General features: G+C 45.9%; 17 protein-coding genes and 2 pseudogenes. 10 read left to right on the forward strand and 9 right to left on the reverse strand.

Annotated features, from left to right (window positions below; genetic code table 11):
• Positions 1-27: 27 nt before the first annotated feature.
• The 6 genes and pseudogenes from msbA to ADP71_RS04050 all read left to right on the forward strand — a co-directional run.
• Positions 28-1,800, forward strand: coding sequence for a lipid A export permease/ATP-binding protein MsbA (gene msbA, locus ADP71_RS04025; protein ID WP_171460909.1), 1,773 nt, complete (start codon positions 28-30; stop codon positions 1,798-1,800).
• Positions 1,801-1,843: 43 nt separating this feature from the next.
• A complete protein-coding gene (locus ADP71_RS04030) occupies positions 1,844-2,620 on the forward strand; it encodes a ferredoxin--NADP reductase (RefSeq protein WP_019958432.1) in 777 nt (258 codons plus the stop codon).
• 66 nt (positions 2,621-2,686) lie between these two features.
• Positions 2,687-3,598, forward strand: a complete 912-nt coding sequence (locus tag ADP71_RS04035) for a lysine exporter LysO family protein (protein ID WP_171460910.1) — start codon at positions 2,687-2,689, stop codon at positions 3,596-3,598.
• An 89-nt stretch (positions 3,599-3,687) separates the two neighbouring features.
• Positions 3,688-4,167 (forward strand): annotated as a pseudogene (locus ADP71_RS04040) (DeoR/GlpR family DNA-binding transcription regulator); the annotation flags it as partial.
• A 100-nt stretch (positions 4,168-4,267) separates the two neighbouring features.
• Positions 4,268-5,521, forward strand: coding sequence for an IS256 family transposase (locus ADP71_RS04045; protein WP_104931213.1), 1,254 nt, complete (start codon positions 4,268-4,270; stop codon positions 5,519-5,521).
• Between the two features lie 22 nt (positions 5,522-5,543).
• A pseudogene (locus ADP71_RS04050) lies at positions 5,544-5,858 on the forward strand (DeoR family transcriptional regulator); the annotation flags it as partial.
• A 93-nt stretch (positions 5,859-5,951) separates the two neighbouring features.
• Here ADP71_RS04050 and ADP71_RS04055 read toward each other — a convergent pair.
• From ADP71_RS04055 to ADP71_RS04065, 3 genes are all read right to left on the reverse strand, one after another.
• Positions 5,952-7,733: an ABC transporter ATP-binding protein gene (locus ADP71_RS04055; protein ID WP_171460912.1), complete on the reverse strand. Its 1,782-nt coding sequence runs from the start codon at positions 7,731-7,733 to the stop codon at positions 5,952-5,954.
• Between the two features lie 102 nt (positions 7,734-7,835).
• Complete coding sequence (locus ADP71_RS04060; protein ID WP_019958436.1) at positions 7,836-8,099, reverse strand: hypothetical protein; 264 nt, start codon at positions 8,097-8,099, stop codon at positions 7,836-7,838.
• Positions 8,100-8,232: 133 nt separating this feature from the next.
• Complete coding sequence (locus ADP71_RS04065) at positions 8,233-9,651, reverse strand: DHA2 family efflux MFS transporter permease subunit (RefSeq protein ID WP_019958437.1); 1,419 nt, start codon at positions 9,649-9,651, stop codon at positions 8,233-8,235.
• A gap of 227 nt (positions 9,652-9,878) precedes the next feature.
• Here ADP71_RS04065 and putA point away from each other — a divergent pair, with 227 nt between their 5' ends.
• From putA to ADP71_RS04085, 4 genes are all read left to right on the forward strand, one after another.
• Complete coding sequence (gene putA, locus ADP71_RS04070; RefSeq protein ID WP_171460913.1) at positions 9,879-13,463, forward strand: bifunctional proline dehydrogenase/L-glutamate gamma-semialdehyde dehydrogenase PutA; 3,585 nt, start codon at positions 9,879-9,881, stop codon at positions 13,461-13,463.
• A gap of 500 nt (positions 13,464-13,963) precedes the next feature.
• Entirely contained in the window at positions 13,964-15,031 is a 1,068-nt protein-coding gene (gene trmA, locus ADP71_RS04075; RefSeq protein WP_216604036.1) for a tRNA (uridine(54)-C5)-methyltransferase TrmA, read from the forward strand.
• A gap of 19 nt (positions 15,032-15,050) precedes the next feature.
• The gene (trpE, locus tag ADP71_RS04080) at positions 15,051-16,517 is read left to right on the forward strand and encodes an anthranilate synthase component I (RefSeq protein ID WP_104931555.1); all 1,467 of its coding nucleotides are present in this window, start codon (positions 15,051-15,053) and stop codon (positions 16,515-16,517) included.
• A 24-nt stretch (positions 16,518-16,541) separates the two neighbouring features.
• The gene (locus ADP71_RS04085) at positions 16,542-17,408 is read left to right on the forward strand and encodes an alpha/beta hydrolase (RefSeq protein WP_171460915.1); all 867 of its coding nucleotides are present in this window, start codon (positions 16,542-16,544) and stop codon (positions 17,406-17,408) included.
• Between the two features lie 76 nt (positions 17,409-17,484).
• On the opposite strand, the gene aroC is transcribed toward ADP71_RS04085, so the two are convergent.
• The 6 genes from aroC to ADP71_RS04115 form a co-directional block, all read right to left on the reverse strand.
• Entirely contained in the window at positions 17,485-18,579 is a 1,095-nt protein-coding gene (gene aroC, locus ADP71_RS04090) for a chorismate synthase (RefSeq protein WP_104931558.1), read from the reverse strand.
• 44 nt (positions 18,580-18,623) lie between these two features.
• Positions 18,624-19,154 carry a hypothetical protein gene (locus ADP71_RS04095; RefSeq protein ID WP_019958443.1) on the reverse strand — a complete coding sequence of 177 codons (531 nt, stop codon included), beginning with the start codon at positions 19,152-19,154 and terminating at the stop codon, positions 18,624-18,626.
• Positions 19,155-19,174: 20 nt separating this feature from the next.
• Positions 19,175-20,026: a KPN_02809 family neutral zinc metallopeptidase gene (ypfJ, locus tag ADP71_RS04100; protein WP_019958444.1), complete on the reverse strand. Its 852-nt coding sequence runs from the start codon at positions 20,024-20,026 to the stop codon at positions 19,175-19,177.
• A gap of 172 nt (positions 20,027-20,198) precedes the next feature.
• Complete coding sequence (miaA, locus tag ADP71_RS04105) at positions 20,199-21,161, reverse strand: tRNA (adenosine(37)-N6)-dimethylallyltransferase MiaA (protein WP_019958445.1); 963 nt, start codon at positions 21,159-21,161, stop codon at positions 20,199-20,201.
• Between the two features lie 114 nt (positions 21,162-21,275).
• Positions 21,276-22,016 carry an acetoacetyl-CoA reductase gene (phbB, locus tag ADP71_RS04110; protein WP_104931560.1) on the reverse strand — a complete coding sequence of 247 codons (741 nt, stop codon included), beginning with the start codon at positions 22,014-22,016 and terminating at the stop codon, positions 21,276-21,278.
• A 34-nt stretch (positions 22,017-22,050) separates the two neighbouring features.
• The gene (locus tag ADP71_RS04115; protein WP_019958447.1) at positions 22,051-23,589 is read right to left on the reverse strand and encodes a phospholipase D-like domain-containing protein; all 1,539 of its coding nucleotides are present in this window, start codon (positions 23,587-23,589) and stop codon (positions 22,051-22,053) included.
• Positions 23,590-23,653: the final 64 nt, after the last annotated feature.

The following is a 23,653-nucleotide window of genomic DNA, read 5'->3' on the forward strand; positions in this document are numbered from 1 at the left end:
CTTTATTTGCTTGGACTGTCGCCTCTTATGGCCTCAAATTCAAAACCAGAGTCGACCTTGTCGGGCTGGGAGTTGTACAAACGAATTTTCCCTTATTTGCGTCATTATTGGCTGTTGTTCGTGGTGTCTTTGGTGGCCATGGCCATTGCTGCGGCCACTGAGCCTGCATTTGTCGCATTGCTCAAACCCTTGATTGACGAAGGCTTCGTGGGTAAAAATGCCGAAGCCATGCAATGGATTCCATTTGCCATCATTGGTTTGTTTGTGTTGCGCGGTGTGACCAGTTTTATCAATGAATATGCCACCTCGCTATTGGCTGGCACGTTGGTGAAAAAAATGCGCGAAGAGTTGTTCGACAAATTGTTGGATTTGCCGATGGCGTATTATGCCGACCATCAAAGCGGTCGCATGATTTCACGCATTACCAATGATGTGACGCAAATTTCCAATGCTGGTTTTAACATCATCACCGTCACCGTCAAAGACGGTGTGACGATTTTGGGTTTGCTCGGTTGGTTGGTTTATACCGATTGGCAATTGACGTTAATCATGTTTGTGTTATTGCCGACGGTGGCCGTGTGTGTGCGTTTTGTCAGCAAGCGTTTGCGCAAACTCTCACGCAAAAACCAACAATACATGGGTGAAATGACGCAAGCTTTGAGCGAATCGGTGCATGCGGCAAAAGTGGTGAAAGTGTATGGTGGTCAAGCGCAAGAGCGTGTGCGTTTTGGTCGTACGATTACCGAAGTCTTGAATACCAAGGTCAAACAAAGCATTACGTCGTCTTTGAATACGGGCATTACGCAATTAATCATTGCCGTGGCATTGTCGATTATTTTGTATTTTGCCGCAGAACGTGCGCGCAGCAATGCGTTTACCGCAGGTGATTTTTTATCTTATTTGTCGGCCATGTTGATGTTGTTTGCACCATTCAAACGCATTACCAATATGTCACAAACTTTGCAATTGGGTTTGGCGGCGGCAGAAAGTGTGTTTGCCTTTTTGGATGAAAAAGGCGAACCCAATCATGGCACAAAAACTTTAACCAGTTTGCAGCAAGGCATCACTTTGCGTGATGTGGTGTTTCGTTACACAGGTGCCGAGCGCAATGCTATTAATGGTTTGAATTTGGACATTCAAGCGGGCAAAGTGGTGGCTTTGGTGGGTGCATCAGGTTGTGGCAAAACCACCTTGGCGAACATGTTGTCGCGCTTTTTGATTGCCGATTCAGGCCGCATTGAGTTCGATGGCGTGGAAATCAATGATTTGGATTTGCGCTCTTTGCGCAGTCAAATTGCTTTGGTTAGCCAAGATGTGGTCTTGTTCAATGGCTCGATTTTGGAAAATATTGCGTATGGCGAATTGGCGACACACAGCCGTGAAGCCGTAGAAAAAGCGGCGAAAATGGCCAATGCGTGGCAATTTATCGAAAAATTACCGCAAGGCTTGGACACCTTGATTGGTGAAAATGGCACCAAACTATCAGGTGGTCAGCGTCAACGCATCGCGATTGCCCGCGCTTTGCTCAAAAATGCGCCGATTTTGATTTTGGACGAAGCCACCAGTGCTTTGGACAATGAATCAGAGCGCTTGGTACAGGCCGCTTTGGAACAATTAATGCAAGCGCGTACCACGATTGTGATTGCCCACCGTTTGTCCACCATCGAACAAGCAGATTTGATTGTGGTGATGGATCACGGCGAAGTGGTCGAGCAAGGTACACACAGCGAATTATTACAACAACAAGGTCGTTATGCGCATTTGCATTCGGCTCAATTAATACATCATAAACAAACTTAATTATTCATCTTGATTTATCAGATTTCACTGAAGGAAGCAATAAATGGCAGCATTTAACAGCATGAAGGTTTTGTCAGTACACCACTGGACCGATGCTTATTTCTCATTCACTTGCGAGCGTGACGAAAGCTTGCGTTTTGAAAACGGCCAATTTGTGATGGTTGGTTTGGAAGTCGATGGCAAGCCATTGATGCGTGCTTACAGTGTGGCTTCGGCAAACTGGGAAGAGCATTTGGAATTTTTCAGTATCAAAGTACAGGACGGTCCTTTGACCAGCCGTTTGCAGCATTTGCAAGTGGGCGATGAGGTTTTAATCAGCAAAAAACCAACCGGTACTTTGATTGCCAGCGATTTGAATCCTGGTAAAAACCTGTATTTGTTGTCAACTGGCACAGGCTTGGCTCCATTTTTGAGCGTGACCAAAGACCCTGAAATCTTGGAACAATACGAAAAAGTCATTTTGGTTCACGGCGTACGCTACAAAAAAGACTTGGCTTATTTCGATCATTTTACTCAAGAATTGCCTAACCATGAGCATTTGGGTGATTTGGTCAAAGAAAAATTGATTTACTACCCAATCGTGTCACGCGAAGAATTTCCAGCACGTGGTCACATGACTGATTTGATGCGTTCAGGCAAACTGTTCGAAGACATTGGCTTACCATTCATGAATCCTGAAACTGACCGCGCGATGTTGTGTGGCGGCCCTGGCATGTTAAAAGATGTGGCAGCGATGTTAGATGAGTTTGGTCTTCAAGTGTCACCGAAAACAGGCGTGCGTGGTGATTATGTGATTGAGCGTGCGTTTGTCGAGAAGTAATCTGTTTAGATTGAACTAGTAGCAACCGATGCAGTTTCGAATGTCAGAATGAAAAGGAAGATGTAGATGTTGGATTTGGTGTTGTGGATATTGTTGCCCTTGTGTGTTGGCTTTTGTATCAGAATACACCATACCAAGCAGTTAAACTTCATCAATGGGTCTTTGACTTACATCGTCTATCTGATTTTGATTCTCATCGGCATAGAGCTGGCGCAAGTGGACAATCTTGGCAAAGAGCTGGGATTCATCCTCGGCGTCAGCTGTTTGTTTTTGGTCGTGAATGTGGTGTGCAATGTTTTGGCTGTGATGCTCATAGACTGGAAATTTCCCTTGCGTTTGCGCTCGCAACAAAATGGTACATCTTTGTCATTGAGTCATGCCCTGCTAGGCAGCCTGAAGCAAATGGCTTGTGTGGCGGCAGGCTTTGTCTTAGCAAAATTATTAGCGGGCATGTGGATGCCCCCTCATATGAGTATCAGTGTGGCTTTGGCAGCATTGTTGTTTTTGATTGGTGTGCAATTGCGCAGCACTGGTATCAGTGTCAAACGGGTATTTTTTAACCGCCGTGGCGTGGTCGCAGCTATTTTCATTGTGTTCAGTTCTGCTGTTGCCAGTGTCATTTTAAGTTGGATTTTGAACATTCCATTGAGTCAAGCATTGGCCATCAGTTCGGGTTGGGGTTGGTATTCTTTGTCGGGCATTATCATGACTGATGCTTATGGTGCTGTTTGGGGCAGCGTGGCTTTGGTCAATGATTTGGGGCGTGAATTTGTGGCTTTGGCATGTATCCCTATTTTGATGGCACGCACGCCAACAGCCGCCGTGGCCTTAGGTGGCGTGACCTCTTTAGACTTTACTTTGCCCACTATTCAAAAATCAGGTGGGGTAGAAATGGTGCCGTTAGCCATCAGCTTTGGTTTCATTATGAATGTTATCTCCCCGATTTTAATGGCTTTTTTTGCGCATGCGAAATTCTAAAAATAACATTTTTGGTGAATAACTTGCGCACTATCGAACATTTTGGCACAATTTAACATTCTGTTTTGATACTGAAAAGTGACCCTATAATGACTTTGCGTTCCCCGCGTCATGAAAAAATCGTTGCCTTAGTGCGCGATAGTGGTTTTATGCCGATTGAAGAATTGGCGAAAGTATTGGATGTCACCCCACAAACCATACGCCGTGACATCAATCAATTGTGTGAAGACAATATTTTGCGTCGCTACCATGGCGGTGCGGCTTTAGGCAGCAGCGTGGACAATGAGGATTACAGCGCCCGCAAAGACCGCAACCAAAGCGAAAAATCGCATATTGCCGATTTGATTGCCGCACACATTCCTGAAAATGCTTCTTTGTTTATGAGCATCGGTACAACGATTGAAGCCGTGGCACAAGCGTTGGTGAATACGCACAAAAATTTGTGCATTATCACCAATAATATTCATGTGGCATCTATCATGTCGTCACGACCTGATTACCAAATCATGATTACTTCAGGCGTGGTGCGTGCCAGTGATGGCGGTATTACGGGTGTGGCCACTTTGGATTGAGCTATAGTCATTTCTGGTGTATGACGAACAAATGAAGAAGGCGTATCCTGTTGATTGATTTCCGACCAAAGATTTCAACCAACAAAAGGAATACGCCATGACTGATTCTAACCCAAATGCATTCGTACAACCACAGCAAACATTCAATGACCCATTGACCGATTTGCTGCGTCAGGGAGCCAGGGAGTTGATTGCCAAAGCAGTTGAAACCGAATTGCAGATTTTGCTGGAGCAACACTCACCCAAGAAACTTCCCGATGGTCGCCAAGCATTGGTCAGAAATGGTTATTTGCCGGAACGAACAGTGCAGACTGGCATTGGTGATGTACAGGTGAAAGTGCCGAAGGTACGAGATCGCAGTGGTGACGGTGTGTGTTTCAACAGTCAATTGTTGCCGCCTTATTTGAAACGTACCAAAAGCATCGAAGAATTGCTGCCATGGCTGTATTTGAAAGGCATTTCCACAGGTGACCACCAACAAGCTTTGGCGGCTGTATTGGGAGAGCAGGCCAAAGGCTTGTCAGCCAATACCATCAGTCGTTTGAAGCAACATTGGACGGACGAACATCGGCAATGGAGCCAGCGGGATTTAAAGGGCAAACGCTATGTGTATTGGTGGGCCGATGGCATTTACAGCAATGTGCGATTGGACGATAGACTGTGTTTGCTGGTCATCATTGGTGTGACTGATCAAGGACATAAAGAGTTGGTGGCGGTTGAAGATGGTTATCGGGAATCTGAAGTCAGTTGGTCAGAAGTGTTGATAGGCTTGCGTTTGAGGGGTTTGGAAACCAGTCCAAAATTGGCGGTCGGCGATGGTGCGTTGGGCTTTTGGAATGCCATGGCCAAGTCTTATCCAGACACCAAACATCAGCGCTGTTGGGTGCACAAAACGGCCAATGTGTTGGCAGCCGTACCCAAATCGGTACAAGGCAAATTGCGAGAGGCTTTGAAAGAAATTTGGATGGCCGAAACCAAAGAAAGTGCAGAACAAGCCTTCAAACAAACAGTGGCTCGCTTTGGTGACAAATACCCCAAAGCCATTAACAAACTGGTGAAGGATGAAGAAGAGTTATTGGCATTCTATGACTTTCCAAATGTGCATTGGACGCACATCCGCACCACCAACCCGATTGAATCCACGTTTGCTACCGTACGATTGCGTAGTAAGCGGGCTAAAAACTGCGGTTCCAGAGAAACCACTTTGGCGATGGTGTACAAATTATTGGAAACGGCCCAAAAGCGTTGGCGCCGGATTCAAGGATTCAACTTATTGACCTTGGTGGTCAACAACGTCATCTTCAAAGATGGCAAGCAGGAAGACGAGCAATCAACAGAGAAAGCGGCCTGAATGCCATACACCAGATTTGACAATAACTCCTTTGGATTTTATCAATCAGTTTAAAGTGGATTATGCCATTTTGAGCGCAGCAAGCGTGGAGCCAGATGGTTCTTTGTTGGATTTCGATTACAAAGAAGTCAGCGTGGCACAGGCGATGATGCAAAATGCCCGTCAGACAGTGTTGGCAGTAGACCATACGAAGTTTGGTCGCAATGCTTTGGTGCGCATGGGTGATATTTGCGAATTTGATGCGGTGTTTACCGATTTTACGCCAAGCGATACTTTACAGCGCCGTTTACAAGAAGCAGGTGTGCAATGGCATTTGGCAGAGCGTGAAGAAGACTGAAATACGGTAAGCTGTTTTCATTAAAAAGCGTCCTGTAACTTTACAGGACGCTTTTTTACATGTCATTTAGATGTGAATTGGGTGCGAAGCCTGTTAATCCTCCAAAGTTTTGGCGATTTTGTCTATGTTCAGGCTTTTGGCCATGGCATCGAAAATGCGTTTGTAAGCACCGTGTTGATGGTACAAATCTTCATGAGTACCGTGTTCGACAACGCGCCCATTTTCCATCACATAAGTGTAATCGGCATCGATGATTTGCGAGAGGCTGTGCGAAATCATCACCACTGTGCGGCCTTGTTTGATGGCATCCAGCGATTGTTTGATTTGTTCGGTGGCAATGGCATCCAAACTGGCGGTCGGTTCATCTAGAAAAATAATCGGTGGATTTTTTAAAAACATGCGCGCCAAGGCAATGCGTTGTTGTTGTCCGCCTGAAAGCATGGTGGCATCGTTTTGATAAGCATCCTGTAACAATAAAATTTGTTCGTGTATCGAAGCTTGTTTGGCTGCTTGTATGACATCTTCGTCGGTAGCATCGGTTTTGCCATAACGGATATTGTCGGCAATACTGCCTTGGAAAATGTGGTTTTTCTGTAATACCAAGCCAATGTGTTCACGCAAATAAGCGGTGTGCATGTCCAAACTGTCCACGCCATCGATGATAATGCTGCCTGAATCGGGCGCATAGAATTTGTCTAGTAAACTGATGAGTGTGGATTTGCCTGCACCAGACAAGCCAACAATAGCTGTAATTTGATTGGGACGGATGTGCATGTTAATGTTTTTCAGGGCTTTGTGACCATTGGGATAAGTAAAATCCACATTTTGCAGTATAAAGTCGCCTGTCAATGGCGTTGGTTTGAGTGTGCCTTGCGGTTCAATTTGATTGTCGGCTTCTAGAATTTTGAAAAAGCTTTCTGAATACACCAAGGCATCATTAACCTCATCGTAAATGCGGTGCAAAGAACGAATCGGTGCTGATACATTGTTAAACAGCAAGACATGGTACATGATCATGCCTATGGTCATTTGACCGTCTAAAACCAAAAACGAAGTCATCAAAATGATGCATACCACGCCGATTTGTTCAATCAAGGTTTTGCCGCCATCAAATAAAAATGCCAATTGACGCGTACGCATTTGGTTGAGCGTCAATTGGTGTTGTAAAGCCAATTGCTTTTGTGCTTCGATGTGTTCGCGGTTGAAGGATTTGATGACGGTAATGGATTGAATGATGCTCAAAATACCTTGGCTTTTTTGTTCACGACTGTCCCGAAAAGCACGGCGCCAATCGCCTAATTTTTGGGCTTGCAAATACGTGACCCAAAAATAAATCGGCACCGTCACCAAACCAATAAGCCCAACCCATATATTGGCGTAAAACATCAAGCCTAAGGCAATGATGGCACTGGTGAACAAAGGCAAAATATCAATGAAAAAAATTTGAACCAAACGGGTTAACGACCCGATACCTCGGTCGATGCGGGTTTGTAATTTGCCTGCTTGGTGGTCTTCGGCAGTAAAAAAAGCCACGCGGTAACGCAAGAATTTTTCGATAATGCCTTGCGACAAGTCTTGTGATACCAAAATACGCAGTTTTTCACCATAGTATTTTTGCCCAAACCCGATGGCAGCACTCAAAACCTCTTTGCCCAATAAAACCATGCTGATGACGATTAATAAACGTGTGCCTTCGTGTAAACCACCGCCGCTGTCTAGGATTTGGCTGATGTGGTCGACCGCATATTTTAACGTGATGGCATTGACTTGGGCGATGAATGCTGCAACCAAAGTCAACAATAAAGTCGCCACAACCAATAAGCGATAAGGGCGGACAAAGGGGCGAATTTTGTGGAACAATTGCCATAGATTCATGTGGTCATCTCAATATTGCGCAGAATAAAGACCATTGTAATGAAAATAATCAGCATCAAAAACGCCTTTTGAAGGAAGTAGACGTTTTTGATGTAGATAGCATTAAGAATGTATGGCTTGAATAATCGTTGCATACAAGCCTAAGCTGAAAACCAATAGCAAAGTAAAGCAGAACATTAAAAAGGTGAAAATAATATACGCCTTACAAAAATTGGATTTGCTCGTTGGAATGTTTTTGTCGAAAGCCCATACAAACATCATGATGATGTTGACCAAAGGAATGGCAAAAATCAGCAACATGATAATCCATTCTTTGACGCTGATGGCGACTTCGGCTTGGGAGTCTTGGGTGGTAAGCTGGTTCATTGCATGGGACTTTATTTAGAATGTTAAGTAGCTTGGTGAATCAAGACTGCCAAATGGTTCCGAATCAATATACTTAAAATCCTGTGTTGGTGTTGAAAAGCGTCCTGTAAAGGTTTATAGGACGCTTTTGGGTTTAATGCCGATGTGCCAAGCCATCGCCATCGCGGTAGTGTAAGCGGTGAAACACCAAGCTTGAGAGGATGGTAATGATGCCGATGCTGATGAAAGTATATTGAAACGCCAATTGGGTATTGCCTTGAGTCAGGATTTCATGGTTTTGATAAAAGCGTAAAATCAACGAGCCCAAAGCAATGCCAAACCCCATCGCCAATTGTTGGTTGACTGCCATCAGACTGTTGCCGCTGGTGTTTTGGTATTTGCGCAAATCGGCTAAAGTCAAAGTATTCATGGAAGCAAATTGGATGGAGCTGCAGGCGCCTAAAATGAAAAAATGGGCTATCAGCAGCCATTTAGGGCTCGTGGGTGTGTGGCAAGCGACCAAAGCCATCAAGATGCCAACCATCACCGTATTGCTCATCAAAATTTTGCGATAACCAAAAGTTCTGAGCAAACGCTGCAAGATGGGCTTGGTCATCATGGCGGCGATGGCCATTGGTGCAATCATCCAGCCAGCTTCACTAGGAGCGTAGCCAAATGAAATTTGTAACAGCAAAGGCAAGAGCAGTGGAATGGCGCTGACACCCAAGCGGGTGAACAAATTGCCATTGAGACCAATGCGAAACGTGCGCACGGACAAAAGGCTCAATGGATAAATGGCGTTTTGGTGGTTTAAGGCGTAGCGGTAATAGCTGTAAAACAAAGCCGAACCCAAACACAAGGTGAATAAGGCAAAAGGCAACGAAGTTGTGCCCATGAATTCTAGACCGATGGTCAGAAAAAACGCAGCACTGCCAAACAACATGATACCGAGTAAATCGATGCGGGTAGTAGGTTCAATATAATTGGGCATGAAACGCCAAGCGGCGACAAAACACACCATGCATACGGGAATGTTGATGAGAAAAATCCAATGCCAAGACACCACTTCAACCAAATAACCACCGACCAAAGGTCCCATAATCGGTGCCATGAGTGCGGGCATGATGGCGTAATTCAAGGCTTTGACCAAATCGGCTTTGTCAAAAGATTTAATCAGTGCCAAGCGTGCAATCGGTGTCAACATCGCACCGCCCACGCCTTGTATCACCCGTGCCAATACCAACATAGACAGCGTGGGTGCTAAAGCGCATAAAATAGAGCCCAATCCAAACAAGGTGATGGCCAATAAAAAAATGCGTTGCGTGCCTATTTTGTCGCTTAAGTAACCACTGATAGGCGTGAGCAATGCCAATGTCAATGTATACGCTACCAATACCGATTGCATGTTCAAAGGCGAGGTGTGTAAATCAGCGGCAATTTGCGGCAACGCGGTATTTAAAATCGTGGTATCAAGCATTTGCATGAAAATCGCCATGGCCAACAACAAAGGCAAATATTTTCGAAAATTGGCAGGCGGTTCTTTGGGCAAAGACAAAATGGCAAAAGGATTCATAAACAACAAGCGACCTGTAAAACAAGAAGACAGATTGTAATGCCAAGTGTGCTTAGTAGACAGTGTATCTGCAAAATGACTGTTATTTGTTCGCTAGACGAAACCTTATGTCATAGCCATTGACACCGATGTCATTTTTGAGCAATGTTAGCGTTTTGCAGGCACAATTTTGGATTTTTGTAGTTAAAACATATTTCAAGAATACGACACCATAGGAGTACGACCCGATGTTTGATTTTGCCAAAGAGCAAACGCCACTACGCCAGAATATGACCGTTTTATATCGTGAGGATGAAGCACTTGTAGTCAATCGTTTGGCTAACGAGTTGGATTTTTCTGAGCAGGCTACCAAAATTGAAGCTTGGGCCAGAGGTTTGATTACGGAAGTTCGTGCCAAACGCCAAAAAATGGCGGGTGTCGATGCTTTGATGCATGAGTTCAGTTTGTCGAGCGAAGAAGGGGTGGCGTTGATGTGTTTGGCAGAAGCTTTGCTGCGCGTGCCAGACAAACACACTCAAACATTGCTCATTCGTGACAAATTGTCTCGTGGGGATTGGAAAAGCCATGTGGGACAAGGTTCTTCTTTGTTTGTGAATGCGGCAGCTTGGGGTTTGTTGTTAACCGGCAAAATGACGCAACCTGCTACGGAACAAAGTCTGAGCAGTGCCTTAAACCGCATGATCAGCAAAGGCGGTGAGTCGATGATACGCAAAGGTATGGATTATGCTATGCGTATGTTGGGTCAGCAATTTGTCACAGGGCAAACCATTGACGAAGCTTTGAAAAACGGTGTGGAACGTGAAGGCAAAGGTTATCGCTTCTCGTTTGATATGCTCGGTGAAGCGGCGATGACGCAATTGGATGCCGAGCGTTATTACCAAGATTATATCAATGCCATTCATGCCATTGGTCGCCAAAGTTTGGGGCGTGATGTGTATGACAGCAATGGTATTTCGGTGAAGTTGTCGGCATTGCACCCACGTTACCACCGCAACCAACACGCACGGGTGATGAAAGAATTGCTGCCTAAGGTCAAATATTTGTATGTGCTTGCCAAGCAATACAATATTGGTTTGAACATTGATGCAGAAGAATCTTATCGTTTGGACATTTCTTTGGATTTGCTCGAAGCGATTGCGTTGGATGAAGATTTAAAAGGGTTTGAAGGCATTGGTTTTGTGGTGCAAGCCTACCAAAAACGTTGTCCTGCGGTGTTGGACTTTATTATTGATTTGGCACGTCGTTCCGGCCACCGCTTCATGATTCGTTTGGTCAAAGGCGCGTATTGGGACAGCGAAATCAAATTGGCGCAAGTAGAAGGCTTGGAAGGCTATCCAGTTTACACGCGCAAAGTACACACTGATGTGGCGTATTTGGCGTGTGCGCAAAAATTATTGGGCGCTACCGATGTCGTTTTCCCACAATTTGCTTCGCACAATGCTTACACTGTGGCGGCAATACGCAGTTTGGGTGGTGACAAAGACTTTGAATTCCAATGTTTGCATGGCATGGGCGAAACTTTGTACGACCAAGTGGTCGGTGAAAACAATTGGGGCCGCCGTGTGCGCATTTATGCACCTGTGGGCACGCACGAAACCTTATTGGCATATTTGGTGCGCCGTTTGTTGGAAAACGGTGCCAACTCTTCTTTTGTGAATCAAATTGTCGATGAAACCATAGACATTGATTCTTTGGTGCAAAATCCTTTATTACAAGTGGCGCAAACCGGTGGCTTGCCACATCCTGCGATTGCGTTGCCAGCGGCCATTTATGGCAATGGTCGTGTGAATTCTCGTGGCTTGGATTTGAGCAATGAAGCGCAATTGTTGCAGTTACAGGATGCTTTGAATCAAGAAGCCCAAAAAACGCACCATATAGCATCTATTACCGCTGAAGAAGTGGCGCACCATCCTGCCCATCCTGTATTGAATCCAGCCAATCACCATGAAGTGATAGGTGAAGTATCGTTTATCAAAGTGGAAGCTGTCGCCGATGTGATTCAAGATGCGATTCAAGCGCAATTTGTATGGCAAGGCAAATCGGCAGCCGAGCGTTCTAAAGTCTTGCGCGCTACCGCAGACTTATTAGAAGCCAATCAAAATGTGTTGTTGTATTTGGCCATTAAGGAGGCGGGCAAAACATTAACCAATGCCGTCGGTGAGATTCGCGAAGCGGTGGATTTTTGTCGCTATTATGCCCAACAAACCGAAGAGTTTTTACCACAACACGCCAAATCTCGTGGGGTGATGGTGGCGATTAGTCCGTGGAATTTTCCATTGGCGATTTTTGTGGGTCAGGTGGTGGCGGCTTTGGCAGCAGGCAATGTGGTTATCGCCAAACCTGCTGAGCAGACTTCGTTGATTGCCCACGCGGCAGTGACGTTGATGTTGGCCGCTGGCGTGCCAGACGGTGCGGTGCAATTGGTTTTGGGTGAAGGCGATGTGGGTGCGGCTTTGACTGCGGATGAGCGGGTTGAAGGTGTGTTGTTTACAGGTTCGACTGAAGTGGCTCAATTGATTAACCGCGGTTTGGCCAAACGCGAAGACATGCCTTTGTTATTGGCTGAAACAGGCGGCCAAAATGCGATGATTGTTGACAGTACGGCTTTGCCTGAGCAAGTGGTACAAGACGTGTTGTTGTCGGCATTTGATTCGGCAGGACAACGTTGTTCGGCATTGCGGATTTTATGTTTACAGGACGATATTGCTGACCGTGTGATTACAATGCTCAAAGGCGGCCTGAAAGAATTGCGTATTGGCAATCCTGCGCAATTGAATGTCGACATTGGACCTGTGATTGACGAAGAGGCGCAACAGCGTTTATTGGCTTACATCGACAGCAAACGCAGTGTGGCAACGCAAGTGACACAATGGTCGATTGCACCAGAATTGGCAGCACAAGGCACGTTTGTACCGCCAACGATTTTGGAATTGAAACACTTAGGCGATTTGAGCCAAGAAGTATTTGGTCCTGTGTTGCATGTGGTGCGTTTTAAAGCCCATCAGTTAGACCAATTGATTGACCAAATCAACCAACAAAACTACGCTTTGACTCACGGCATACACAGTCGTATCGATGGTCAAATTGAATACATTGCCAGCCGTATTGAAGCGGGCAATGTGTATGTTAATCGCAATATTGTTGGGGCAGTTGTGGGCGTGCAGCCATTTGGTGGTCACCATCAATCAGGTACAGGCCCGAAAGCAGGCGGTCCGTTTTATTTACAACGCTTGAGCTTGACCAATCCATGGCGTTTGCCTGAAGGCAGCGAAGTGGGGCAAGCGGCGGTGAATGTGAATGAACAAGCGCAGAAATTGGGCATTACGGTGGATGAGCGCATGACGTGGCAAGCGCATGTCACTTGTGTGTTGAACAGCTTGCCATGTAGCAGTGGTATTTTGCTCAAAGGTCCTACCGGTGAAACCAATAGCTTGAATTGGCATGTACCAAAACACGTGTTAATTGATGGTGGTGATGAGTTGAGTGTGGCCGCTTTGGCGGCGGTATTACAAGCATCGGGCAGCCAAGTGTTTTTGAGTGCCAACCATCGTGCTGCCTCGCGTTTGGCCAAAATGGGTGTGAAAACCTTGTCTGAGGCGGAAATGGGCAGCAAGCCAATTGATGTGTGTGTTGGTTTGAGCAAAGTCGATGTGGCTTTGAAAACCTTGTTGGCCAAGCGTTCTGGTGCTTTGGTCAAATGGGTCGATTTGTCGCAAGGCTTGGATGTGGCGCCTTTATTGCATGAAGTCAGCCGCAGCACCAATACTGCCGCGGCAGGTGGCAATGCTGCTTTGATGACTTTACAGCAGTAAACCATCTGAAGTGAAAAGGCGTCCTGTAAACTTTTACAGGACGCCTTTTTCATATAAAAACAAAGCCGCCAATGCTGGCGGCAGGTTGGATTAATAATCTGTACTGCTTGGTACAGGTAAATCTTGCGCTTTTTTCATGGCGCGGTAAACGCTCAATCGACGACGATGTTGCATATGGCTTGTCCTTTCTTTAGGTGTTGCTGTTTTCTGTGGATCAAGCAGAATCAAAGATGAATATTCCGTTTTTCGGTTGGAATCACACTCTAACAAGGTAGAAACATTATAACGGTTTCAAGGGTTAACTGCCGTTAAGGTGTTAACGGATGATGCTTTTATGGAATAAAAATAATGCTTAAGAATAATTTTTTTTGAGTATTTTGATGCAAGTATATGTTTTTAGCAGGATGGACATTTTCAAGAATTGGTGTCAAAAATCCATTTATATTTGGTTCAGTACTTGGGCAGCTAGTATAATCGTCTTCTTTCAGTTTTAAACAGGAATGCCTACGGTGTTGCAACAACATGCCCAACAATTACAACAGTTTTTAGCCCCTCATTATCAAGGCGAAGTCGAGATGTTTGCCTCGCCTAGCGATGCGTATCGCATACGCTCAGAATTTCGGGTGTGGCACCAAGATGGCAAACCACATTATGCCGTTTACGATACCACTGACGGCAAGCGTCAAATCCAATTGATTGAAACATGGCCGATCGTGCACGAATCAATCGCCCAAGTGATGCCACGCTTGATGGCGGCGGTGACAGGCAATGATGTTTTGACGCACAAATGGTTTCAAGTGGAATTTTTGGCGACCTTAAGCGGTGAAATGTTGATTACCTTGGTGTATCACCGCGCTTTAGATGCTGCTTGGGAAGAAGCGGCGCGTGCTTTGGAACAAGAGTTGAATGTCAATATCATTGGACGCAGTCGCAAGCAAAAAATCGTTTTGAGCCGTGATTATGTGACTGAAGAGTTGAATGTGAACGGCCAAAAATACCGTTACCGTCAAATCGAAGGCGGTTTCACGCAGCCGAATGCTTGGGTGTGCGAAAAAATGTTGGCGTGGGCAGTCAATGCCGCAGGACAAAACGAGCGTGATTTGCTGGAATTGTATTGCGGTAATGGCAATTTTACGCTGCCTTTGTCACGTTGCTTTAGAAAAGTGTTGGCAACTGAAATTTCCAAAACCTCGGTTGCTGCGGCGCAGTGGAGCATTGAGGAAAACGCTTGCAATAATATCGCCATTGCCCGTTTGTCGGCAGAAGAATTGACCGAGGCAATGAGTGGTGAGCGTGAATTTCGCCGCTTGCAAGAAGCGGGTATCGACTTGAAACAATATGACATTTCAACCGTTTTTGTTGATCCACCGCGTGCAGGCATTGATGACGATACCTTGAAGTTGTTGCAAGGCTTTGAGCGCATCATTTATATTTCATGTAATCCGAATACTTTGGCCGACAATTTGCAAATTTTGACGCAAACCCACCAAGTGGTGTCTGCGGCGGTATTCGACCAATTCCCACACACCCATCACGTAGAAGCGGGTGTGTTGCTCGAACGAATCTAAGCGTCCTGAAAGTGTATTTATGCTGACATTGCCACAATATCAAGATTTGGTAGCACAAGGTTACAACCGTATTCCATTGGTACAAGAATTATTGGCCGATTTGGACACACCGTTGTCTTTGTATTTGAAATTGGCAAACCAGCCTTACAGCTATTTGCTGGAGTCTGTGGAAGGGGGCGAGCGTTTTGGGCGTTATTCTTTCATCGGCTTGCCTTGTCATACCTACTTGAAAGTCAATGCTTGGCAAACGCAAGTGTTTGAACAGCATCAATTGGTGGAAACGCACGATGGCAATCCTTTGGATTTCATTGATGCGTACATGACGCGTTTCAAAACCCCTGAAATTCCCAACTTACCACGTTTTACAGGCGGCTTGGCAGGTTATATGGGTTATGAAATTAACCGTTATGTTGAAAGTCGTTTGGGTCATTATGCTGACAATGACCCGATTGGCGCGCCTGACATTGTGTTGATGTTGTCGCAAGAATTGGCAGTCATTGACAATTTGGCAGGCAAAATCCATTTGATTGTGTATGCCAATGCTGAAAACAGCGAAGGCTACCAACAAGCGCGTGCACGCTTGGAAGATTTGCGCATTCAATTGCGCCAAAGTGCGGTATTGCCTTTGTCTTTGGGTGCACCTAAAACCGAGCCTGTGAGCGAATTGAGCCAAGCTGAATTTGAGGGCATGGTTGAAAAAGTGCGTGAATACATTTTGGATGGCGATTGCATGCAAGTGGTGCCATCGCGCCGCATGAGCATGCCGTTTACCGAAAAACCGATTAATTTGTACCGAGCGTTGCGCACTTTGAACCCATCGCCATATTTGTTTTATTACCATATGGACGATTGCTTTATTGTCGGCTCATCGCCTGAAATTTTGGTGCGTCGCGAAGGTGAGGTGGTGACGGTGCGTCCGATTGCAGGCACACGCAAACGTGGCGCGAACAAGGCAGAAGATGCGGCTTTGGCGCAGGATTTGCAGCAAGACGCCAAAGAAGTGGCTGAACACGTGATGTTGATTGATTTGGGGCGCAATGATGTCGGACGCATTGCCCAAGTCGGTCAAGTGACGGTGTCGGATACGATGGTGATTGAAAAATATTCGCATGTGATGCACATGGTTTCCAATGTAGAAGGCGTCCTGAAACCGAATACGTCCAATATGGATGTATTGAAAGCCACTTTCCCAGCGGGTACTTTGTCGGGTGCGCCAAAAATTCGCGCGATGCAAATCATCGAAGAACTCGAGCCATCCAAACGCGGCATTTATGGTGGTGCGGTTGGTTATTTGGGATTCAGTGGTGATATGGATTGGGCGATTGCCATTCGCACTGCGGTGATTCGCAATGATACGTTGTATGTGCAAGCGGGTGCAGGTGTGGTGGCCGATTCGGTGCCTGAATTAGAATGGCAAGAAACCACCAATAAAGCGATGGCGGTTGTGAAAGCGGCACACATGGTGCAAGAGGGTTTGGATAAATAATCAACATAGGGGAGCATATTGAATATGGAAATTGAATATTCTAATGTTGTAAATCCTCATTCTGAATCACTATCAGAGCAAAATTGGCCATTGACAGTAAAAGATGGATATGTGGAATGCAAGCGGCATGTACCCAATGTTGTGCGCGCTGCACCGCCGATTTTATTTTTACACGGGATTTTTGTAGGCGCTTGGTGTTGGCAGCATTTTTTGAAAGATTTTGCTGAACATGGTTACGATGCTTGGGCCATCAGTTTTCGAGGACATGGGCATAGTAGCCGCGATGGTGAGTTTGGCCTGAATGATTTTGTGCTGGATGCGCAAGCGGCAGTCGATGAAATCAAACGCGTGACAGGACAGATGCCGCTGGTTGTCGGACATTCTATGGGTGGTTTGGTATTGCAACGTTTGATGTTGACCCGCCAATTGGCTGGCGCGGTTTTGATGTGTGCTATGCCGCCGCAAGGCTTGTTGCCTTTGGCTGTGGGCAATTGGTGTTTGCGCCCGCTGCAAATGTTAGAGTTGGGTCAATTGATGTTGACACAGCAAGCTATCAATGCTGAACAGTTACAGTTTGGCATGTTTGCGCAACCGATTGAGGCTGAGCGATTGCAAGATTATGCCAAGCAAACCGTGGTGGAAGCACCACGTTTGTGGAGCGATTTGATGCAAGGGGCAATGTATACGCCTTGGTTAAAAAATTGTCCGATGGCATTGGTTGCTGCCAGCAATGATACTTTGGTGCCGCCAGCCATCACACAAATGACAGCCATGAGTTATAGTGTTTCAATACATTGGCTCGATGGTTTTGGTCATGGGGTGATGTTAGAGCGAGATTGGCAAAAAGCGGCAGCGTGTGTGCGTGGTGTGATTCACAAAATGCATGCTTAAGCTGTGTTTGCATTAAAAAGCGTCCTGTAAATATTTACAGGACGCTTGTTTATAGGGATGGGAATCCAGCCATATCTTACAAATTTTCAATATCTGGTGTGCTCACGCTGACATCGGCGTTTTGCGCACGATGGCGCAAAGCATGATCCATCAACACCAAAGCGAGCATCGCTTCGGCAATTGGTGCGGCACGCAAGCCTACGCAAGGGTCGTGGCGGCCATGAGTGGCCAATTGTACTGATTCGCCATGCATATTGATGGATTCACGCTCAGTGGCAATTGAGCTGGTCGGTTTGATCGCGATGTTGACACGAATGTCTTGACCTGTTGAAATGCCACCCAAAATGCCGCCTGAATGGTTGGTTTTGAAACCTGTTGGGGTCAACTCGTCACCATGCACGCTGCCGCGTTGTGCAACCACGCCAAAACCATCGCCAATTTCCACACCTTTCACCGCATTGATGCCCATCATGGCATGGGCGATGTCGGCATCCAAACGGTCAAATACAGGCTCACCCAAACCCACAGGAATATTGCGTGCGTGGATGGTCAATTTGGCACCAACCGAATCCAAAGATTTGCGGATGCTGTCCATATAGCTTTCTAATTCGGTAATTTGGCTTTCATTGGCAGCAAAAAATGGATTGTCGTGAATGTGGGTTTCGCTTTCAAAGGCAATTTCTTTTTCGCCCACTTGCGTCACATAAGCGACGATTTCAGTGCCAAACTGTTCGCGCAACCATTTTTTGGCAATCGCACCAGCTGCCACACGAGCTGCCGTTTCGCGCGCTGAGCTGCGACCACCACCACGATAATCGCGAATACCATATTTATGCCAATAAGTATAATCGGCATGACCTGGGCGGAACGATTCGGCGATGTTGCCATAGTCTTTGCTGCGTTGGTCGGTATTGCGAATGAGCAAGGCAATCGGTGTGCCAGTGGTTTTGCCTTCAAACACACCTGATAAAATTTCCACTTCATCGGCTTCGCGGCGTTGAGTCACATGGCGGCTGGTGCCAGGTTTGCGTTTGTCCAAATCAGGTTGGATGTCGGCTTCTGACAGTTCTAATAGTGGTGGGCAGCCGTCAATGATGCAGCCTAAGGCTTTGCCGTGGCTTTCGCCGAAAGTGGTGATGGTGAAGATTTGACCGAAAGTATTGCCTGGCATGGTGTGTCTTTTCTTTTCTAAGGAAGGTATTAAAAAATACAAAATCAGCGTATAGCGTGGCCGTTGACATTCCAATATTGTGCGCTGATCAAACGTTGGTTCAGTAGCTCGCGTTTGGAGGCCAATTGACCATTTTCATGGTAAGTGTACAAAGTGCCGCTAGGGGGCAGGGAGTCAAATTGGTAAACTTCGTTTTGATTGAGCAACATCGGTTCATTGTATTTGCGACCTGAGTCGTAATAAAAATCTTGCACCAAAGATTGTGCGCCTTGTTTGCCTAAAAGTTTGCGGTAAAAACCGCCGCGAACAGGTTGGGTACTGGCACGGTGGTGGTCGATGTCGGCAGCAAAATAGCTGATGACTTGTTCTTCTTGGATGTGGATGCCTGATTTTTCAGGGTTATTGCCGCTACCGATGATGGCGCGAATGGGGATATTGATGCCCGTGCCAAAGTGGACACCGCCACCACTGCCACCGCTTAGACCAAAACCCAAGCCAATATCGGCAGGATTGATTTGGCAAGCGCTTAAAGACAAACTTAAAGCCAAAGGCAAACCATATTGTTTGAGATTCATAAAATGTCTTTCAGGCCGCTTTAGCCAAAAGTATTGCATTGGTCAGGGTCACCGCTTTTGAAGCCGCGATTGAACCATTGCATGCGTTGTGCTGATGTGCCGTGGGTGAAGCTATCGGGTACGACATGACCTTGACCTTGTTGTTGCAAACGGTCGTCTCCAATGGCGGCTGCCGTGTCCATTGCTTCTTGTACATCACCCATTTCAAGCAAGCCTTTTTGGTCCACATAATGACCCCAAACCCCCGCAAAACAATCGGCCTGTAATTCTTGTTTGACCGACAATTGATTGGCTTTTTTCTCGCTCAAACGTTCTTGTTGACGAGCCACTTTTTCATTGATACCCAATAAGTGTTGCACATGGTGCCCCACTTCATGTGCCACCACATACGCAAAGGCAAAATCACCTTGGGCGCCTAAGTCTTTCATATCATCGTAAAATGACAAGTCGATGTAAATTTTTTCATCAGCTGGGCAATAAAAGGGACCTGTGGCCGACGTGCCTTTGCCGCAAGCGGTGGAAGTGGCATTGCGGTATAAGACCAATTTTGGCTCACGGTAATAAGCATCGTGGTGTTTGAAATACGCGCCCCATGAATCTTCGGTAGACGCTAAAACCATGCCAGTTAAACCACGCAAATCCGCTTCTTGTTGAGATTCTTGTACGGGTGCATTTTGGCTGATGGTGGTGGTTTCTTGTTTGTCTAATACACCTACTTCATCGCTCAAGTCGACATCGAATAAAAAATAGCCAATTAAAATGATGACGATGCCGGTAATGCTTAAACCGCCGCGGCCACCACCACCACCGCCAGAGCTATTGCCACGGCGGTCTTCGATGTTATTGCTTTGTCTTTGTCCCTTCCAACGCATGGTGGTTTCCCTTGTAAGCAGTAGGTGAAATTGTACCCAAATTGTGTGACTTTGTGCATTTTGCCTGCTGATTGTTGCACAATATCTAGGGCAAATATGATTTGGCTTTGATGCAAGCATCAACCAGAAAATTCTGTTTTTTTTACAGATTAAAATCTTATTTCGATTGTTTTTAGCCCATTGATGGCAATTTATGGGTGTTGGTGAAGTGGTGGACGACTTCAGGTAAAACTGTTTGGGTCAAATCTTGGCATTGATAAGGATCCAAGCTTTGGTCAGCTGGAATCTTGCGCAACCAAGTTAATTGGCGTTTGGCCAGTTGGCGCGTGGCAATAATACCCAGTTCGCGCATTTGTTCGGCATTGACAGCACCTTGCAAATAATCCCACACTTGGCGATAACCGACGCAGCGCATAGACGGTAAATCAGAGTGCAAATCAGGGTATTTTTGTTGTAACGCTTGGACTTCTTGCACAAAGCCGTCCTGTAACATGGTATCAAAGCGTTGGGCAATGCTTTGGTGTAAACGGGCGCGCTCTTCGGGAATCAAAGTGATGGTGTGTAAGTTCAAAGCATGGGTGTCATTGTCTTGCGACAACCATTGGCTCATCGGTTTGCCGCTGATTAAATACACTTCCAAAGCCCGTTCTATGCGTTGGCTGTCGTTAGGGCTTAAACGTGCAGCGGTTATTGGGTCAGCGTCCTGTAAACGTTGGTATAAAGATGCCAAGCCATGTTCTGCTTTGTCTTGTGCCAATTGGGCGCGAATGTCGGTATTGGCGCTAGGCAATTGGTTAAAGCCTTGGCTCAAAGCTTGGTAATACATCATCGTGCCGCCCACAATGACAGGCAAACGGTTGCGAGCATGAATTTCTGCAACCAAACGCACGGTGTCTTGTACAAAATCGGCGGCGCAATACACAGTCAAAGGGCTGATGATGTCAATTAAATGATGCGGCACGCTCGCCATTTCGGCTTGGCTGGGTTTGGCGGTGCCGATATTCATGTCTTGGTACACCAAAGCAGAATCGAGGCTGATGATTTCGATGGGCAAATGGTTTGCCAATTCCAAAGCCAAACGGGTTTTACCAGAAGCAGTTGGACCGAGTATGGCCACAGCGCGAGAATCAGACATGTCACAGCAATCAAATATTCATAAATAGCCGCTATTATAACGGTTGTCTTGCTAACGATGGCAGCCAAATGCAAAAAGCGGCCTGTAAAGCCGCTTTTTTAACTTACAGGACGCTTATTTCATGTGTTGGCCGCCATTGATGGCAATATTGCTGCCGGTAATGAAGCCTGCTGCTTCGCTGGCCAAATAGTCTACCAAACTGGCAATTTCCTCAGGTTTGCCCAAGCGACCTACCGGAATTTGCGCGATGATTTGGTTGCGGATGTTTTCATCGACTGCCATCACCATCTCCGTGGCAATATAGCCTGGTGAAATGGTGTTCACCGTCACGCCTTTTTTCGCCACTTCTTGCGCCAAAGCCATGCTAAAACCGTGCATGCCTGCTTTGGCAGCAGAATAATTGGTTTGACCAAACTGACCTTTTTGACCATTGATAGACGAAATGTTGATAATGCGACCAAATCCAGCATTGGTCATATCATCGACAACGGCTTTGGATAAATTAAATACCGAATTCAAATTGGTATTGATCACGTCTTGCCATTGTTCGTAAGTCATTTTGCGCAAAGTGCCGTCTTTGGTAATGCCCGCATTGTTTACCAAAACGCTCACCGAGGCACCCAAATCTTGTTTGATATTGGCAACCAATTGTTGCGCTTGTTCAAAATCACACACGTCGCATTGATATGCTTTGGCTTTGATGCCTTGCTCTTGCATTTGCTCTAACCACGCCTCATCGCGTCCTGTACGCATGAAAGTGCTGACCACAGTATAGCCAGCCTTGCCCAATTGCGTACAAATTGCTTGTCCGATACCACCCATACCACCTGTTACCAATGCGATTTTGTCTGTCATTTGTGTCACTCCTCTTATTGTTAAATATGAATTGCTAATCAGACTGCTTGTGATTTTGCGCCTTCGATTGACGGCGCAAGTGACGCAATCCATTGACTGCATGAATGGTGATGGAACCACCACCAATGAGCAGTAAAAAGATTACGGGGTAAATCAAAATCTGAGGTACAAAATAAAGCAACACACACAGCAGCAGTAAAGTTAGACCAATGCTTAAATAAGCCCAAGCTTCATTGTCATCCACTTCGCGCGAACCACGGATGACAGAGTCCAACGAGCTACCGAATTGCGCCATTTGATGCAATGCTTTTTGGCGGTGTGAGTGGTTAAATGGATCTTTCAAATGGTTATAGTTATATTTGGTTTTTTGCCTTTCTTTGGCCAAGCGCGCTTGGCATTGTTCGTTTAATACGACTTCTGTACTGTTTTCTAAATCTTGAATAAAACAATGTTTTAAATATTCAATGGTCGCAGCATTTTCAATGGCGACATCCAATTCACGGTTGGAAAACCAACTGGAAAAATTCAAATTGGTGGAACCAACGCGTGCCCACATGTCGTCTACAATCGCCATTTTGGCATGAACCATAGAGCCATTCCATTCAAACACGCGTGCGCCTGCTTCGAGTAAAGCTCGATATTGTGTGCGTGATACTGTCCCAATCCATTTGATGTCAGAAGTGCTCGGCACCAAAATACGCACATCCACGCCATCACGAGCGGCATTGATTAAGGCTTGACTGTACATGCGTGTGGGCATGAAATACGCATCGGTAATCCACAACGTTTTTTCTGCCATACTTACTGCCAATAAGTCCAAACGCATCATATTGGCATTGGTACCTGTGGTGGCAATCAAGCGGGCGTTCGCATGCGAAAACAGATTATGGGCGCTGGCGTGAGAAGTAGGGATGTCAATATGAGTCGCTGGCGTCAGCAAGATTGATGGCTGCTGTAAACCCATGGCTTGCCACGTGTCTAAAAAAGCGTTCAAAACATCTTGGACAATCGCACCTTGTAATTTTAAACCCGTATCACGCCATGCATTGATGTTGGTTTGAGGGTTGCCATTCCATTGATTTGAAATACACAAACCACTGACAAAAGCGGTGTGATGGTCGATGATGAAGGATTTGCGGTGGTTGCGGCTTAATAAAGTGATGCCAGTACCTAGGCTTAATGGATTGTAAGCATGAATGTGTGCGCCAGCTTGAATCAATGATTTGAAAAAGCCTTTGTAATGTGCGCCGATGCTGCCTACCCAGTCGTAAATCAAAAACACTTGTACACCAGCTTGCAAGCGTTCTAACAACACATCTCGTACTTGTTGACCGAAAATATCGGTAGCAAAAATGTACATTTCAATGCAAATGCTGTGCTTGGCTTGTTGTAAAGCTTCTATCCATGCGGGAAAATTTTCACGACTGTCTAATAAGCAAGTAATGTCATTATCGTATGCCAAAGCCGCACTAGAGGATCGTAAAAACACCTGCTCGATGCGTCTATTGATGGTATCGGCATCGGTTATTTGCTGAGCAACAGTGTTTTGTACATGGAGATGTGTACTTGGCATGAATCAATCAATCTGGCGTAATCAATGAAATTTCATCATACCTTGCCGTTTGTAAAGCTGAAAG

Origin of the sequence: Vitreoscilla sp. C1, from assembly GCF_002951955.2 — a bacterium.
Taxonomy (GTDB): Bacteria; Pseudomonadota; Gammaproteobacteria; order Burkholderiales; family Neisseriaceae; genus Vitreoscilla; species Vitreoscilla stercoraria.

What these genes read in the sequence shown, in the direction of transcription:
- ADP71_RS04065 (WP_019958437.1), bottom strand. Translation starts at nt 9,651, where the DNA reads ATGAATCCTTTTGCCATTTTGTCTTTGCCCAAAGAACCGCCTGCCAAT.
- ypfJ (WP_019958444.1), bottom strand. Translation starts at nt 20,026, where the DNA reads ATGCGTTGGAAGGGACAAAGACAAAGCAATAACATCGAAGACCGCCGT.
- ADP71_RS04035 (WP_171460910.1), top strand. Translation starts at nt 2,687, where the DNA reads ATGTTGGATTTGGTGTTGTGGATATTGTTGCCCTTGTGTGTTGGCTTT.
- trmA (WP_216604036.1), top strand. Translation starts at nt 13,964, where the DNA reads ATGCCTACGGTGTTGCAACAACATGCCCAACAATTACAACAGTTTTTA.
- ADP71_RS04115 (WP_019958447.1), bottom strand. Translation starts at nt 23,589, where the DNA reads ATGCCAAGTACACATCTCCATGTACAAAACACTGTTGCTCAGCAAATA.
- phbB (WP_104931560.1), bottom strand. Translation starts at nt 22,016, where the DNA reads ATGACAGACAAAATCGCATTGGTAACAGGTGGTATGGGTGGTATCGGA.
- ADP71_RS04060 (WP_019958436.1), bottom strand. Translation starts at nt 8,099, where the DNA reads ATGAACCAGCTTACCACCCAAGACTCCCAAGCCGAAGTCGCCATCAGC.
- miaA (WP_019958445.1), bottom strand. Translation starts at nt 21,161, where the DNA reads ATGTCTGATTCTCGCGCTGTGGCCATACTCGGTCCAACTGCTTCTGGT.
- msbA (WP_171460909.1), top strand. Translation starts at nt 28, where the DNA reads ATGGCCTCAAATTCAAAACCAGAGTCGACCTTGTCGGGCTGGGAGTTG.
- aroC (WP_104931558.1), bottom strand. Translation starts at nt 18,579, where the DNA reads ATGCCAGGCAATACTTTCGGTCAAATCTTCACCATCACCACTTTCGGC.
- ADP71_RS04095 (WP_019958443.1), bottom strand. Translation starts at nt 19,154, where the DNA reads ATGAATCTCAAACAATATGGTTTGCCTTTGGCTTTAAGTTTGTCTTTA.
- ADP71_RS04030 (WP_019958432.1), top strand. Translation starts at nt 1,844, where the DNA reads ATGGCAGCATTTAACAGCATGAAGGTTTTGTCAGTACACCACTGGACC.
- trpE (WP_104931555.1), top strand. Translation starts at nt 15,051, where the DNA reads ATGCTGACATTGCCACAATATCAAGATTTGGTAGCACAAGGTTACAAC.
- ADP71_RS04055 (WP_171460912.1), bottom strand. Translation starts at nt 7,733, where the DNA reads ATGAATCTATGGCAATTGTTCCACAAAATTCGCCCCTTTGTCCGCCCT.
- ADP71_RS04085 (WP_171460915.1), top strand. Translation starts at nt 16,542, where the DNA reads ATGGAAATTGAATATTCTAATGTTGTAAATCCTCATTCTGAATCACTA.
- putA (WP_171460913.1), top strand. Translation starts at nt 9,879, where the DNA reads ATGTTTGATTTTGCCAAAGAGCAAACGCCACTACGCCAGAATATGACC.
- ADP71_RS04045 (WP_104931213.1), top strand. Translation starts at nt 4,268, where the DNA reads ATGACTGATTCTAACCCAAATGCATTCGTACAACCACAGCAAACATTC.